Raw genomic sequence first — 15,539 nt, forward strand, 5'->3', positions numbered from 1 at the left:
CGCGGCTCGTCACTTCGTCGGCAGTCCGGGCATGTCCAGGAGCAGGCAGCAGTGCTCCTTGCGGACCACGGCCACCCCCGGAGGCAGCGGCTCGCGCAGCGCCCCCGCTGGCACGGCCGCCATCTGCCACTCCGCCGCACCCGGCCGGCCCGCCGTCAGCCACCGTTCGAGCGCGGTGAGCAGCCGGACACCGAGCACGGGGCCGGCCGCCCCGTACACCCGCACCCCCACCGAGCTGGCTCTGCTCCCATCGGAGCGATCCGGGCCGGCCACCACCATCGCGAGACCCGACGGCTGCTCGCCCCGCACCGTGGCCAGCGCGATCGTGCCCCGGCCGGGCCCCAGCGGTAGCAGGTCGTCGGGCAGGCCCGTCTCCGCGTCGGACGCCAGCAGGCGGCACGTTCCGAGCTCGGTGAGGGCCAGCCAGAGCCCGAACCCGTCCCACACGTCCGCAGATCCCAGCCGCACCGGCACCGGGAGCAGGCCGCCCGGGCAGGCGAGGGCCGCGGCCACCTCGGCCGCGTCCGGTCCGGGCCCGTCCTCGGCCACCTGCAGCATGAGCCGGAAGCCGTCCAGCCGGGCCGCGACGTCGGTGCTCGCCCCGAGGCCGCGGAGCCGGATGAAGGCACAGCTGCGCACCGAGTCACTGCGCAGCACCCCGTCGGGGCCGAGGTCGAGAGCCGTGGAGAGCTGGCTGCCGCGCACCGCGAGTGGCAGCAGCAGGCGCCCACCCGGCGCGAGCTGCGCCACCCACTCGGGACGGATGTCGCTGCTGCCGACGGTCAGCACGATCCGGTCGTAGGGAGCCAGCGGTGGGTGCCCGAGTGCGCCGTCCCCCACCACCAGCCCCACGCCCGTCACCCCGGCATCGGCCAGGTGGACGGCGGCGCCGGCGATGAGGTCCTCGTCGATGTCGACGGCCGTCACCGCGCCGGTCGGGCCGACGATCCGCGCCATCAGCGCCGCGTTGTAGCCGGTGCCCGCCCCGATCTCGAGCACCCGGTGCCCCGGCCGCAGGTCGAGCTGCTCCAGCATGATCGCCATCATCGACGGCTGCGACGCCGAGCTGGTGGCCACACCCTCGGCGAACTGGACCGCGACCGCCTCGTCGGCGTAGGCGTCGTCGATCGAGAGCCCGGGCAGGAAGAGGTGGCGGGGCACTGCCCGGAACGCGTCCTCGACCGCAGGCGAACGGATGCGCCCGGCGTCACGCAGGGCGTCGACCATCCGGGCGCGAGCTCGGTCGGCGGCAACCACCACACCGAGTCTCGTCTCGGCACCGGGCGGCGACAACCTGGAACGAGCCCGTCACACGCGCGGGGGCGACTCGCGCACGGAGAACGGGCGACTCGCGGGGTCAGAACGGGCGACTCGCGCACGGGAAACGGGCGACTCGCGCACGGGAAACGGGCGACTCGCGGGGGTGGGGCGGGGGTGGTCAGGTCAGGGGGACCAGGTCGTCGGCGTGCACGACCTCGCGGCGCTGTTCGGGGGCGAGGTCGCGGGAGCGGCGGCCGATCAGCGACGGCAGCTCGGTGGCGTCGAAGCCCACCACCCCGCGCGCGACGACGACGCCGTGCGGCCCCACGAGGTCGACCACGTCGCCCGCCACGAAGTCACCGGAGATGCCGTGGATGCCGGCGGCGAGCAGGGAGCGCCTGCGGCCGATCACCGCGGCCACGGCGCCCGCGTCGAGGTCGAGCGAACCGCGCACGTCCGCGGCGTGCCGCAGCCAGAACCGGCGGGCCGACATCCGGCGTCCGGAGGGCTGGAAGGCGGTGCCCACCTTGGGGCCCACCTCCGAGGCGTCGAGTGCGGAGGTGACGTCCTCCGACGCCGCGAGCAGCACCGGGATGCCCGCGGCGGCGGCCATCGCGGCCGCCGTGATCTTGGTGGCCATGCCGCCACGGCCGAGGCTGCCCTCGCCGGGCCGCGCGATCCGCACGGTCTCCAGGTCGGACGGCGCCTCCACCTCGCCGATCAGGCGCGAGCCGGGCAGGCGCGGGTCGCCGTCGTAGAGGCCGTCGACGTCCGACAGCAGCACGAGGCCGTCGGCGCCGATGAGGTGGGCCACGAGTGCGGCCAGCCGGTCGTTGTCACCGACCCGGATCTCGTCGGTGGCGACGGTGTCGTTCTCGTTCACCACCGGGAGCACACCGAGGCCGAGCAGGCGTTCGAGCGTGCGCTGGGCGTTGCGGTAGTTGGCGCGGCGGATCATGTCGTCGGCGGTGAGCAGCACCTGCCCGATCGCCTGCTCGTGCCGCGCGAACGAGGCCGCATAGGCCTGTGCGAGCAGCAGTTGCCCCACGGCCGCCGCGGCCTGCTGGGTGGCGAGGTCGCGGGGGCGGCGGGACAACCCGAGCGGGGCCAGCCCGGCCGCGATCGCCCCCGAGGACACCAGCACCACCTGGCTGCCCGCCGCGCGCCGGGCCGCGAGGGCGTCGACCAGCGCATCGAGCCGCAGCGGGTCGAGCCCGCCGTCGAGGCTGGTGAGCGAGGACGACCCGACCTTGACGACGATCCGGCGCGCCGCGGCGAGCTGTCCCCGGGCGGTCACGGCCCGGTCCGGGGCCGTTCCCCGGAGCTCACGGACTCGTCCCACACCGCGTCGTCCCAGACCGGCGGGGCCGCCGGCTCGGCCGCCTGCTCCGCCTCCAGCAGCTCGGCGTCGGTGCGCGGCTTGCGCCGTTCGATGCGGGCGGCCTTGCGTTCGGCCGCGCTGATGCGGTCGTCCCGCTCCAGGCGCCGGTCGGTGCCACGCCCGGACATCAGCACGGCGACACCCGCGGGGGTGCTCGGCTCCCAGTCGAACGTGACGTCGCCGATCGTCACCGGGCAGCCCGGCTTCGCGCCTGCCTTGGCCAGCGCGTCCTCCACGCCGAGCCGGGCGAGCCGGTCGGCCAGGTACCCGACGGCCTCGTCGTTGTCGAACGACGTCTGCCGGATCCAGCGCTCGGGGCGGGCCCCGCGCACGACGAACCCGCCGGGGAGCTCGCGGTCGGCCTCCACCGTGAACCCGGCGTCGTCGACGGCCTGGGGCCGCAGCACGATGCGGGTGGGTTCGAGGATCGGCTGCGCCGCGCGGTAGGCGCGCACCTGCTCCGCCATGGCGAACGTCAGCTCACGCAGCCCCGCCCGGCTCACGGCCGAGATGGCGTAGACCGGCCAGCCGAAGCGCTCGGTGAGCTCGGCGGCGACGAGCTCGGACATGTCCTGGGCGTCGGGGACGTCGATCTTGTTCAGCGCGATCAGGCGCGGCCGGTCGGCCAGCTCCCCGCCGAGTGCCGGGGTGTAGCGGGCGAGCTCGTCCTCCAGCGCCTGGACGTCGGCGACGGGGTCGCGGCCGGGCTCGAACGTGGCGCAGTCGACGACGTGCACGAGCACCGAGCAGCGCTCGATGTGGCGCAGGAAGTCCAACCCGAGGCCGCGGCCCTCGGACGCCCCGGGGATGAGCCCGGGCACGTCGGCCACGGTGAAGATCTCCTCGCCCGCGGTGACCACCCCGAGCTGCGGCACGAGCGTCGTGAACGGGTAGTCGGCGATCTTCGGGCGCGCCGCGGAGAGCGCGGCGACCAGTGACGACTTGCCCGCCGAGGGGAACCCGACGAGGCCGACGTCGGCCATCGAGCGCAGCTCGAGCACGAGGTCGCGGCTCTCCCCCGGCTCACCGAGCAGCGCGAATCCCGGTGCCTTGCGGGCGGCGGAGGCGAGCGCGGCGTTGCCCAGCCCGCCACGGCCACCCTCCGCGGCGACGAAGCGGGTGTCGGCCCCCACGAGGTCGGCGATGATCTCGCCGTTGCCGTCGAAGACCACCGTGCCGTCGGGGACCCGCAGCTCCAGGTCCTCGGCGTTGGCGCCGGCCCGGAACCCGCCTTGGCCCTGCTTCCCGTTGCGGGCCATGGCGTGCGGCCGGTGGTGGAAGTCGAGCAGGGTGTGCACGCCGGGGTCGACGACGAGCACGATCGAGCCGCCCCGACCACCGTTGCCGCCGTCGGGGCCACCGAGCGGCTTGAACTTCTCGCGGTGCACGGAGGCGCAGCCGTTGCCGCCCGCCCCCGCGGTGGCGTGCAGCACCACCCGGTCCACGAACTTCGACATCGACTTCTCCTCATACACGACAACGGCGGGCCACCCCGAGGGCGGCCCGCCGTTGTGCAGAACTGGGGTGGTGCCGGCCTCAGACCGAGGCCGGAACGATGTTCACGACCTTGCGGCCGCGGGTGTAGCCGAACTCGACAGCTCCGTCGACGAGCGCGAACAGCGTGTCGTCGCCGCCGCGGCCGACGCCGGTGCCCGGGTGGAACTTGGTGCCGCGCTGGCGGACGATGATCTCGCCCGCACCCACGACCTGGCCGCCGAAGCGCTTCACGCCGAGGCGCTGTGCGTTGGAGTCGCGCCCGTTGCGCGAGCTGGACGCACCCTTCTTGTGTGCCATGGCTGCGTCTCCCTACTTCGCGATGCCGGTGACCTGGACCTTCGTCAGGGGCTGACGGTGCCCCTGGCGCTTGTGGTACCCGGTCTTGTTCTTGAACTTGTGGATGCGGATCTTCGGGCCCTTGGTGTGCTCGACGACCGTGGCGGTGACCGACGCAGCAGCGAGCGCCTCGGCGTCGGTGGTGACGTCGTCGCCGTCCACCAGGAGCAGGGCCGGAAGGGTGACCTCCGCGCCGGGCTCACCCTTGATCTTCTCAACGGTGAGCACGTCGTCGACGGCCACCTTGTACTGCTTACCGCCGGTCTTGACGATCGCGTACATCGACGCACTGCTCCTAGCTCGGGGGACGAAGCACAGAACTCTGTCCTCTTCTGTAGCTCTGCGCGGGCCGCGGCAACCGATGAACAGAGCGCGGCGCAGGGGTCCCAGGGTACGGAAGGGTTTCGGCGAGGGTCAAACCGGGTCTCCCCCGCCGTCGCCGGTGGCCGGGGGCCCGGCCGGACGGGAGGCCGCCCGGCGGGTACGCCGGGGCCGCGTGACCCCGGTGGGCTCGGGCTGCGGCGGCACCGCGACGGGTGTGGCGGGCTCGCTCGCCGCTGCCGGTGTGGCCGGCACCGTGACGACGGCCGCCACCGGTGCGTCCCCCGAGGCCGCGACCGGCGCGCCGGCCGTGCGGGTGACGCGGCCGCGCCGCTGGCGAGGCCGGGGCTGCCCGTTCGCCTCGGTGGCCGGGTCGGCCACCGTCGCGGAGGCGGAGTCGGCCGCCTCCTCCGACGCGGCAGGAGCGGGCCGCGTGGCCTGCTCCGCGAGCGACCGCTCGACGACGACCTCCTCGACCGCGTCGGCGGCCACGTCGACGGGACCGGCCTGGGGCGAGGTCTCGACCACGCCCCGGCGCACGACCCGGCGGCTGCCGGAGCGGCGACCGGTGGGTGCGGGTGCCTCGACGACCTGCGGGTCCTCGACGGCGGGCACGTCGACCACGGGTGCGTCGGCCGCCTCGGCGACCGGCACGTCGGCCACGACGGGTGCCTCCACCGCGACCGAGGGCTCGGCCGGTGCCGGCTCGGCCACCGCCGCCGGGGCCTCTGCCACCGGCGTCGGAGCGCCGACGTCGATCGCGGCGTCGGACGCGTCGGGCGCGGACACCGCGTCGACGGTGACGCCGTTGTGCTGGCCACCGCCCTGGTGGGCGCCGTTCTGCTGGCCACCACGCTCGTCGCCGTCACCGCGCCGGTTGCGGCCCCGCGACCGGCGGCCGGAGACGTCGCGGTCCCGGTCGGCCCCGCGGTCGGAGCGGTCGCCGCGCTCGGTCCGGCCCGGGTCGGCCTTCTCGGTGAGCGGCTCGGTGCTGATGAGCACACCGCGGCCGCGGCAGTGCTCACACGGCGTGGAGAAGTGCTCCAGCAGCCCGCCGCCGACCCGCTTGCGGGTCATCTGCACGAGGCCGAGTGAGGTGACCTCGGCCACCTGGTGGCGGGTACGGTCCCGGGCCAGGCACTCGGTGAGCCGCCGCAGCACCAGGTCGCGGTTGGCCTCGAGCACCATGTCGATGAAGTCGATGACGATGATGCCGCCGATGTCACGCAGCCGCAGCTGGCGGACGACCTCCTCGGCCGCCTCCAGGTTGTTGCGGGTGACGGTCTCCTCGAGGTTGCCGCCGGAGCCGGTGAACTTGCCGGTGTTGACGTCGATGACCGTCATCGCCTCGGTGCGGTCGATCACCAGCGTGCCGCCCGACGGCAGCCAGACCTTGCGGTCGAGCGCTTTGAGCAGCTGCTCGTCGATGCGGTACTCCTCGAAGACGTCGGACGGGCCGACGTGGCGGTGCAGGCGGTCGGCCAGCTCGGGGGCGACGTGCCCGACGTAGTTCTGGAGCGTGTCCCACGCGTCGTCGCCCTCGACGATGAGCCGGGAGAAGTCCTCGTTGAACTGGTCGCGCACGACCTTGAGGAGCAGGTCGGGCTCCTCGTAGAGCAGCACCGGCGCCTTGGGCTTGTTGGGGCCGGTCTGCTCGGCCCTGGTCTTCACGACCTCCCACTGCGCCTGCAGGCGGCGGACGTCGCGCTCCAGCGCCTCGTGGCTGACGCCCTCCGACGCCGTGCGGATGATCACCCCCGCCTCGCTGGGGACGATCTCCTTGAGCATGTCCTTGAGCCGCTTGCGCTCGACGTCGGGCAGCTTGCGGCTGATGCCGGCGGCACCGCCGGACGGCACGTAGACCAGGAAGCGGCCGGCCAGGCTGATCTGCGTGGTGAGCCGGGCACCCTTGTGGCCGATCGGGTCCTTGGTGACCTGCACCAGCACGCTGTCGCCACTGGAGAGCGCCTGCTCGATGCGGCGGGCCTTGCCACCGAGACCGGCGGCGTCCCAGTCGACCTCGCCTGCGTACAGCACGGCGTTGCGACCGCGACCGATGTCGACGAACGCGGCCTCCATGCTCGGCAGCACGTTCTGGACACGCCCGAGGTAGATGTTGCCGACCATGGACGGCCCCGTGCCGCCCTGGTCGGTGACGAAGTGCTCGACGAGGATGTCGTCCTCGAGCACCGCGATCTCGACGCGGTTGCTGTGCTCCCGCACCACCATGGCCCGGTCGACGGACTCGCGGCGGGCCAGGAACTCGGCCTCGGACAGGATCGGGACGCGGCGGCGCCCCGCGTCGCGGCCGTCGCGGCGGCGCTGGCGCTTGGCCTCGAGACGGGTGGAGCCGCGCACGCTCTGCACGCCGTCGCCGTCGCTGTCGTCGGTGCGCTGCTCGCGCGGCTGCCGCACCCGGACGACGGTGTTGGGTGCGTCGGGCTCGTCGGACGTGTCGGCGCTGTCGTCGCCCGCTCCACGGCGGCGACGCCGACGGCGGCGGCGGCGCGAGCCGCCTGCCTCGTCGTCGCTCTCGCGGTCGCTGTCGTCGTCCTGCTCGGCGCTCGGCTCATCGGAGGCAGCGGCCTCGTCGGCCTCGGCCCCGGCGGCGTCGGCGCGGGCCGGCTCGTCGGAGTCGTCGGAGTCGTCGCCGCTCTCGTCGTCGAAGCCGTCGCTGCCACGCCCGCGGCCCCGGCCACGGCGGCCACGGCGCCTGCGCCTGCGGGCCCCGTCGTCGTCGGAGTCGTCGCCGTCGGCCGCGGGCGGGGAGGCCTGCTCGTCCGTGGTGTCGGTGTCGGCGTCCGGCGCTGTGCCGGCGTCGGTGTCCGGGCCGGCAGGAGCGTCCGGCTCGACGTCGACGGGCGCGGGTGCGGCCTCGGCTTCGGCCGACCGGCGGCGGGTGCGCGCGGGGCGCGTGGGCGGCTGGAACAGCGGTGTGGGGGGCGCGAACAGCGGCGTGAGCGGCGCGGCGACCTCTGCGGCAGCGGGCTCGGCGGCCGCGGGCGGCTCCTCCACGACGGGCTCGGCGGAGCCCGCCGCCGGCTCGGCGGAGCCGGGCACCAGTGCGGTGACGACCTGCTCGGCCGACTTGCGGTCGATGCTGGACTGCGCGCTGCGCACCTCGACGCCCAGGTCGGTCAGTGCGGCCATGACCTCACGGCTGGTGCGTCCGAGCAGCTTCGCCAGTGCGTGCACCCGCATCCGCTCGGGCAGTTCGTCCAGGCCGGGTACGGTGACCGGCCCGCCGGTGCTACCGGCGGGCGAATCGATATTCGACATTCAGCTCCTCCGCCCCCGGGCGCCTCCGGGGAGGCCGCCGCGCGGGGACACGTGCAGTTCTGTTCTCGCCGCGCGGTGCGCGCCGAGCAATCCTCTGGTCTCGCTCCGCCCCGGAGGGCGACTGTGCTCGACGACGTGTCGTGACCGGCAGTAGCGCCGGAGCCGACCCGCCGGTTCAGGCGCGGGTTGTGACCCGGTCGGAACCGAGTGGGTCGGCCAAGTCGCCTCGATGGTCGAGCAGTCCCTGCGCCATCCGGGTCGCCTTCGCGGGCACCGGCGGCCTGAGGCCTGCGACAACGTCGAGTGCACCCAACACGTCATCGGGTCGAACGGCGGGTGTCGTCTGCCGTACGACCGCCGTCATTATCGCACAGTTTGGCGTCTGATCGGTGGGAGTCGCCGGTGACCCACCCGACGGCGCGGTTGCGACGGTGTCGTCGATCACCTCGGCCCGCACCAGAGCCGCCCTGACGTCGATCTGCCGTCGCCCGGACGGTGTGACGCGTTCCACGACCACGGAGGACTCCGCCAGCAGCGCCGCGAGCGCCTCCCGCAGGGCGTCGGGTTCGACGCCGGGCAGTTCGAGCAGCCAGTGGCTGGCGTCGATCCGGTCGGCCAGCGACGGCCCGTCGGCCACAGCCGCGGCGAGCACGTCGAGCCCGTCGGGCAGGGCCGCGTCGAGCGCGGCCACCAGCACGGCCGGGTCGACCGGGCTGGTCAGCCCGATCTCCAGGTACTCCGCCTCGCTCGCCGAGCCGGTGGGTGCCGCGCCGATCCAGGACAGCCGCGGATGCGGGCTGAAGCCGTGGGAGTGCGCCACCGGCACCCCGGCCCGCCGCACGGCCCGCTCGAAGCTGCGCGCCACGTCACGGTGGGAGAGGAAGCGCAGCCGGCCCCGTTTGGCGAAGCGCATCCGGATGCGCTGCACGGTGGGAGGAGCGGGGTTAGCCGCCTCCCCGGGACGCACGCGGGCCATGTGGGCAGCCTACGAGCACCGGGCCGCCGACTACTGCGCGGGCGGCCGGTTGGCCTTCACGGGGAACTCCCCGGTGTGGCCCATCCGTTCGGCGGCAGCGGACTCGACTCGCGTCCGCACGGCGAACCAGCCGCCCACCAGCGCCGGGACGATGACCACGAGCGAGCCGACCGTGAACGTCCCCACCGGGTAGTCGAGCGCCATCAGCACCAGCACACCGACGAGGAACACCAGGGTCACGTAGCCGGTCCAGGGCGACCCGGGCAGCCGGAACGATGGCCGCCGCACGACCCCCGCCTTCGACCACGCCACGAGCCGGAGCTGGCAGGCCACGATCATCCCCCAGCTCGAGAGGATGCCCAGCGCCGCGACGTTCAGCACGATCTCGAACGCCTGCTCGGGCACCACCGCGTTCAGCCCGACGCCGAGCAGCGTGATCACGGCGGTGAGCGCGATGCCGCCGAAGGGCACACCGCCGCCGGACATCCGCGCGGTGAACCGGGGCGCGGAGCCGTTCATCGCCATCGACCGCAGGATCCGGCCGGTGGAGTACAGGCCCGCGTTGAGGCTGGAGAGGGCGGCCGTGAGCACCACGAGGTTCATCAGCGTGCCCGCACCCGGCACCCCGATGGCCGCGAAGAACGTGACGAACGGGCTGGTGCCTGCCGCGTAGGAGGTGAAGGGCAGCAGCAGCGACAGCAGCAGCACCGAACCGACGTAGAACACCGCGATACGCAGGACCACCGAGTTGATCGCCCGCGGCATGACCTTCTCCGGGTCCGCGGTCTCCCCCGCCGCCGTGCCGACGAGCTCCATCGCGGCGTAGGCGAACACCACACCCTGGGTGATCACGATCGCGGGCAGCAGCCCGTTGGGGATGAGGCCGCCGTGGTCGCTGATCACCCCGATGCCGGTGGCCGCGCCCTGGATCGGGAACCGGCCCACCAGGAAGACGGTGCCGACCACCAGGAACGCGATCAGCGCGACCACCTTGACCAGCGCGAACCAGAACTCCAGCTCGCCGAACACCTTCACGGACACGAGGTTGACGCCCAGCACCACGACCAGTGCGACGAGCGCGATCAGCCACTGCGGCACCGCGCTGAACATCCCCCAGTAGTGCACGTACAGCGCGATCGCCGTGACGTCCACGATCGAGGTCATCGCCCAGTTCAGGAAGTACATCCAGCCCGCGGCGAACGCGGCCTTCTCGCCGAAGAACTCCCGCGCGTAGGACACGAACGAGCCCGACGACGGGCGGTGGAGCACCAGCTCGCCGAGCGCCCGCAGGATGAGGAACGCGAACAGACCGCAGACGGCGTAGACGATGGCCAGCACCGGGCCCGCCTCGCGCAGCCGCTCACCCGCGCCGAGGAACAGGCCGGTGCCGATGGCGCCGCCGATGGCGATCATCTGCAGCTGCCGGGGTTTGAGGCCCTTCTGGTAGCCCTCCTCCTCGTGGTGGAAGCTCGGGCGCGCCTCCACCGCCGTCCTGCTGTCGCCGTCCCCGCCAGTGCTGCTCGCGGCAGTCCCGGATCCCGTCATGCGTGCCCCCCGATCAGTTGATCGGCGCATTTCACCCCGGGGGCGTCACGGTCGCACGGTGGAACCGATCTTGGTCGGGACGAAGGTGACAGAGCTGGTCAGACGGGCACAGAACGCCGAGGACCGGACGTCAGAGCACGTCCTCCAGGTGGATGGGCAGGCGACGGAACCGGCGTCCCGTCGCGTGGTGGACCGCGTTGGCGACGGCACCGGCGACGCCGACCATGGACACCTCGCCGAGACCCTTGACCCCGAGGCTGTTGAGCATCGGGTCGGGGGTGTCGATGAAGTCCACGTCGATCTCGCCGATGTCGGCGTTGACGGCGATCGGGTACTCCTCGAGCGAGGCGTTCAGGAAGCCGCCGAAGCGCGGGTCGACCTCGCTGCTCTCCCGCAGTGCGGCACTGATGCCCCAGACCACTCCGCCGCGAAGCTGGCTCGCGGCGGTGGTGGGGCTGGCGACGCGGCCGCAGTCGGCGACGCTGACCACCCGGGGTACCCGGATCCGGTGGATGGTCGGCTCGATGTGGACCTCGACGAAGTGCGCCACCCAGCTGAACGTGACGAAGCCGGGGTGCTCGGGCCCTCCCGGGGCCGGCAGACCGGCCCGGAGCCGGTCGAGGACCTGGGGCGGCTGGCCGGGCGCGGTGTAGACGGCCTCGACCTCGACGGAGTCGCGTCCGGTCGCGGCCACCGCCGCGGCCACGTCGACCGGGCCCTGCTCGGGGACCTTCAGGGCGGTGCGCAGCTCCGCGAGAGCGAGCGCGATCGCGGGCAGCGCTCCCGCGGTGCCCCAGGATCCCGCGGTGAGGTGGTGCGGAAGGGCGCGGGTGTCCCCGACGGCGGGGGTGACGTCGCCTGCCGGGATGCCGAGGTCCGCCGCGACGGTCCGGACCATCGCGGTGCGCAGGCCCTGGCCCATCTCGTGCGCACCGACCTCCACCCGCACCGCGCCGCTCGGCTCGGCGCACACCCGGGCGGCCGTCGGTGCCGCCATGCCCGGGTAGCACCCCACCGCGACGCCCCAGCCGACCCGACTGCCGTCGTCGGCACGCATCGAGCCCGGCTCCGGCGTGCGCCGGGCCCAGCCGAAGCGCTCGGCGCCGCGGCGCAGGCACTCGGCGAGGTGTCGGGAGGAGAACGGCTCGCCGCTGACGGGGTCGGTGTCGGTGTCGTTGGCCAGCCGCAGCTGCACCGGGTCCTGCCCGAGCGCGACGGCGAGCTCGTCCACGGCGGACTCGAACGCGAACGCGGCCGCGTGCTCGTACGGCGCGCGCATGTAACCGGGTGTCTGGACGTCGGTGCGCACCAGGCGCTGGAGGCCGCGGTAGTTCGGGATGCCGTAGAGCCGGGAGGTGATCTCCGTGTGGGTCCCGGGGAACAGGTCGTGGCGCGAGGTCTGCTGGTCCACCTCGTGCACCGCCGCGAGCATCCGGCCGGTCCCGTCGGCGGCGAGCCGGATGTGCTGGCGGGTGGCCGGCCGGAAGCTGCTGTCGTGGAACACCTGTGTGCGCGGCACCACCAGCTTCACGGGCCGCCCCACCCGGCGGGCCGCGATCGCCACCAGCGCGGTCTGGGGCTGCAGCGAGTTCTTCTGCCCGAACCCACCGCCCACCGAGGGGGAGATCACCTCGACCCGGTCGGCGTCGATCCCGAGCTGCGTGGCCACCCCGTGCTGCACCGCACCCGCGTTCTGCGTGCCCTCGTGCACCGTGAGGATGTCGGCGCCGCCGTCGCCGGCACTGCGCCACTCGGCCACCGTCCCGATCAGCTCCATCGGGTTCTGGTGCTGAGCCGGGTGGTCGTACACCGCGTCGATCACCACGGCGCCGGGCCGGGTGGCGGCCTCGGCGAGTACGCCGTCGGCGTCACCGGCCACGACGTCGGCGAACATCGGCAACGGGATCGCCTCGGACTGCACCAGCGTCTCGGCGCCGGGTGCGTCGAGCGTGAAGGCGCCGGGCTCGCTCTCGTACTCGGCGCGCACCAGCGCGGCGGCCTCGGTGGCGACGTGCAGGGTGTCGGCGACGACGAGCGCGATGGGCTGGCCGCGGTAGGCGATGCGGTCCCCCGTCAACGGCTGGAAGCTCTGGAAGCCGTACCCGCCGCCCAGCAGGAACCCTCCCGAGGTCAGCTCGTCGGCGTCGGCGTGGGTGAGCACCAGGTGCACCCCGGGCAGTGCCACTGCCTCCTCGGTGTCGAGGTGGACGAGCCGGCCCTTGGCCACGGTCGCCACCGCGAGCGCCGCGTGCAGCATCCCCGGCGGCACCCGGTCGGTGCCGTACCGGAGGGTGCCGGTGACCTTGTCGCGGGCGTCCACCCGCACGGTGCTCGGCGGGGCGGTCTCGGTACTCACTGCACTGCTCGCTCTCCGGCGATGCGCAACGCGTCGGTGACGGTGCGGACGGCCAGCTCGATCTTGAACCCGTTGTGCCGGCCGGGCCGGGCACCGGCCAGTGCGGCCTCACCGGCCCGGCGGGCGGTGTCGACGGTCAGCGGCGCCCCCACGAGCGTCCGTTCGGCGGCGGCGGCCCGCCAGGGCCGGGTGGCCACCCCGCCCAGCGCGATCCGGGCGTCGGTGACCACACCGTCCGCGTCGAGGGCGACCGCCGTGGCCGCGGAGGCCAGCGCGAACGCGTACGACTCCCGGTCGCGGATCTTGTGGTAGGTCGACCCGCGCGCGGTACGGGTGGTGGGCACCCGGATCCGCAGGATCAGCTCCCCGGCCGCGAGGGTGCTCTCCCGCTCCGGGTGCGAGCCCGGCTCGTGGTGCAGATCGGCCAGCGCCACCGTGCGGGCGCCGTCCGGGCCGAGCACGTCGACCACGGCGTCGAGGGCGATGAGCGCGACCGCCCAGTCGCCGGCGTAGGTGGCGATGCAGCTGTCGCTGGTGCCCAGCACGGCGTGGGCGCGGTCGATGCCCTCCAGCGCGGAGCAACCGCTGCCGGGCTCGCGCTTGTTGCAGGCGAAGGGCGCGCCGCCGCGGAAGTAGCTGCACCGGGTGCGCTGCAGCAGGTTGCCACCGACGGTGGCCATCGTGCGCAGCTGCTGAGTCGCCGCCTTGGCCAGCGACTCCGCCAGCATCGGGTAGTCACTCAGCAGCACCGGGTCCTCGGCGACGTCGGCCATCCGGGCGCCGGCGCCGAACACCAGCTCGTCCGGGCCGGACGTGTCGACCACGGCCAGCTCGGGCAGCCGGTGCACGTCCACCACCGCGGGGGGCGCCTCGACGCCCAGCTTCATGAGGTCGTACAGCGTTGTGCCGCCGGCGAGGAACCGGGCGTCGGGGCCGGCTGCCATCAGCGCGGCGAGCGCTTCGGGCACGCTCGCCGGAGCCGCGTAGGCGAAGGGACGCAACGCTCAGCCCTCCGTCCGGTCGGCGACGGCGCGGACCGCGGCGACGATGCCCGGGTAGGCGCCGCACCGGCACAGGTTCCCGCTCAGGTACTCCCGCGCCTGAGCGTCGTCACCGGCGTGGCCCTCGTCGATGCACGCGATCCCCGACATCACCTGGCCCGGGGTGCAGTAGCCGCACTGCAGCGCGTCGTGGTCCACGAACGCCTGCTGCACCGGGTGCAGCTCCCCGCCGGGACCGGCGACTCCCTCGATCGTCGTCACCGCTGTCCCCTGCGCCTGCACGGCGGGGGTCAGGCAGGACAGCACCCGCCGCCCGTCCACGTGGACCGTGCACGCGCCGCAGTGGCCGTGGTCGCAGCCCTTCTTCGTGCCCGTCAGCTCGAGCCGCTCGCGCAGCACGTCGAGCAACGACTCGCGCGGGTCGAGATCCAGCTCCACGTCCTCGTCGTTGACCCGGAAGCCGGCATGCACCGTGGTGCGCAGTGGTGGGGACGGCGCGGTCGTACGCGCCGTCTCGTCGGTTCGTACCGGTGTGGCCATGGTGCGGAACTGTAAAGAGACCGAACCACAGATCGCATCTGCCAGATTGCTCAAAACCGCCGAAGAATTGCGGCGCTAGGAGCGCCGCTCCCGCCGATAGGCCGAGGGAGAGATCGTCATCTCCCGGGCGAACGCCGAGGAGAGATGGGCCGGGTTGCTGAACCCGCAGAGGTGCGCGATGTCGCTCACCGGCAGGTCGCCGCGCTCCAGGTGACGCCGGGCGGCCGCCACGCGGAGCTTGGTCAGATGGCGGTGCGGGGTGCGCCCGGTGGCCGCCTTGAACACCCGCAGGAAATGGAAGGAACTCAGGCCCGCCGCCCGGGAGATATCCGCCAGGCTGAGCGGTTGGTGGAGATTCTCCTGCATGAACTGCAGCGCCCGGCGCACGCGCGCATCCTCCTGCCGGGGCACCGGCCGCAGGAACCTGCCGGTGTGGCGCACGAGAAGGTGCACGGCGAGGAACTCGGCCGCGGACTCCGCGTAGAGGTCCGGCGCGCCCGTCGCGGCCGCGTCCGCGAGCCCGAGCATCACCTGCTCCAGGAGCGGGTCGGTCACCACCAGTGCGTCGGCCTCCGGCAGCTCCCCGCCCCCCATCTCGGCGGCGGCGCGGCGCAGCGTGCTGCCCGGCAGGTGGACGTGCAGCCTGCCGATCGGTTCGGGCGACGTGCTGCGCCACCGCAGCCGGGTGGGCCGCCCCGGCGCGGTCATCCCGATGCTCCCGGGCAGGTAGCCGGCGCTGCGCCAGCGGCCGTCGACCCAGGACTCGATCTCCGTGCGACCCGACGTGACCAGGACGACCTGCTGGGCGTCGGAGGGCGGGATCATGACGTCCTCGACCTCGGGGGCGTCATCGAAGCGGCGTACCAGCAGGGAGCGCCAGCCGGCCTCGTGCCAGCTGGAGAACACCTGGCGGGAGTAGCCGGTCTGGTCCACCTCGAGCGCCTCGAACCCGGCCCCGCCTTCCGCCTGCGGCGCACGGGGGAAGGTGGGCGGAGCGGGGTTCGTGGCCTCCCCGGAACGCTCGCGGGCCATGTCCCGAAACTACGC

12 protein-coding genes are annotated in these 15,539 nt (G+C 73.9%); all 12 read right to left on the bottom strand.

Going from position 1 to position 15,539, the window contains the following annotated elements; all coding sequences use genetic code 11:
* Window positions 1-9 precede the first annotated feature (9 nt).
* A complete protein-coding gene (locus tag ACQPZA_RS28385) occupies window positions 10-1,257 on the bottom strand; it encodes a methyltransferase domain-containing protein (RefSeq protein WP_433275219.1) in 1,248 nt (415 codons plus the stop codon).
* Between the two features lie 181 nt (window positions 1,258-1,438).
* The gene (proB, locus tag ACQPZA_RS28390) at window positions 1,439-2,557 is read right to left on the bottom strand and encodes a glutamate 5-kinase (RefSeq protein WP_169397183.1); all 1,119 of its coding nucleotides are present in this window, start codon (window positions 2,555-2,557) and stop codon (window positions 1,439-1,441) included.
* A complete protein-coding gene (gene obgE, locus ACQPZA_RS28395; RefSeq protein WP_433275220.1) occupies window positions 2,554-4,098 on the bottom strand; it encodes a GTPase ObgE in 1,545 nt (514 codons plus the stop codon). Before obgE ends, proB begins: the two co-directional genes overlap by 4 nt.
* A 79-nt stretch (window positions 4,099-4,177) precedes the next feature.
* Window positions 4,178-4,435, bottom strand: coding sequence for a 50S ribosomal protein L27 (gene rpmA, locus ACQPZA_RS28400; protein WP_169397181.1), 258 nt, complete (start codon window positions 4,433-4,435; stop codon window positions 4,178-4,180).
* Between the two features lie 12 nt (window positions 4,436-4,447).
* On the bottom strand, window positions 4,448-4,756 hold the full coding sequence (gene rplU / locus ACQPZA_RS28405; protein ID WP_169397180.1) for a 50S ribosomal protein L21: 309 nt from the start codon (window positions 4,754-4,756) through the stop codon (window positions 4,448-4,450).
* Window positions 4,757-4,888: 132 nt separating this feature from the next.
* Entirely contained in the window at window positions 4,889-8,074 is a 3,186-nt protein-coding gene (locus ACQPZA_RS28410; protein ID WP_433275221.1) for a translation initiation factor IF-2 N-terminal domain-containing protein, read from the bottom strand.
* 175 nt (window positions 8,075-8,249) lie between these two features.
* Window positions 8,250-9,050, bottom strand: a complete 801-nt coding sequence (locus ACQPZA_RS28415; RefSeq protein ID WP_433275222.1) for a TIGR03936 family radical SAM-associated protein — start codon at window positions 9,048-9,050, stop codon at window positions 8,250-8,252.
* Between the two features lie 30 nt (window positions 9,051-9,080).
* Window positions 9,081-10,595 carry an amino acid permease gene (locus ACQPZA_RS28420; protein WP_433275223.1) on the bottom strand — a complete coding sequence of 505 codons (1,515 nt, stop codon included), beginning with the start codon at window positions 10,593-10,595 and terminating at the stop codon, window positions 9,081-9,083.
* Window positions 10,596-10,725: 130 nt separating this feature from the next.
* Window positions 10,726-12,951, bottom strand: coding sequence for a xanthine dehydrogenase family protein molybdopterin-binding subunit (locus ACQPZA_RS28425; protein ID WP_433275224.1), 2,226 nt, complete (start codon window positions 12,949-12,951; stop codon window positions 10,726-10,728).
* Window positions 12,948-13,952, bottom strand: coding sequence for an FAD binding domain-containing protein (locus ACQPZA_RS28430; protein ID WP_433275225.1), 1,005 nt, complete (start codon window positions 13,950-13,952; stop codon window positions 12,948-12,950). Before ACQPZA_RS28430 ends, ACQPZA_RS28425 begins: the two co-directional genes overlap by 4 nt.
* A 3-nt stretch (window positions 13,953-13,955) precedes the next feature.
* Window positions 13,956-14,492, bottom strand: a complete 537-nt coding sequence (locus ACQPZA_RS28435; protein WP_433275226.1) for a (2Fe-2S)-binding protein — start codon at window positions 14,490-14,492, stop codon at window positions 13,956-13,958.
* A 75-nt stretch (window positions 14,493-14,567) separates the two neighbouring features.
* Complete coding sequence (locus ACQPZA_RS28440; protein WP_433275227.1) at window positions 14,568-15,524, bottom strand: helix-turn-helix domain-containing protein; 957 nt, start codon at window positions 15,522-15,524, stop codon at window positions 14,568-14,570.
* Window positions 15,525-15,539 lie beyond the last annotated feature (15 nt).

It is taken from the genome of Pseudonocardia xinjiangensis (genome assembly GCF_050948425.1).
Taxonomy (GTDB): Bacteria; Actinomycetota; Actinomycetes; order Mycobacteriales; family Pseudonocardiaceae; genus Pseudonocardia; species Pseudonocardia xinjiangensis.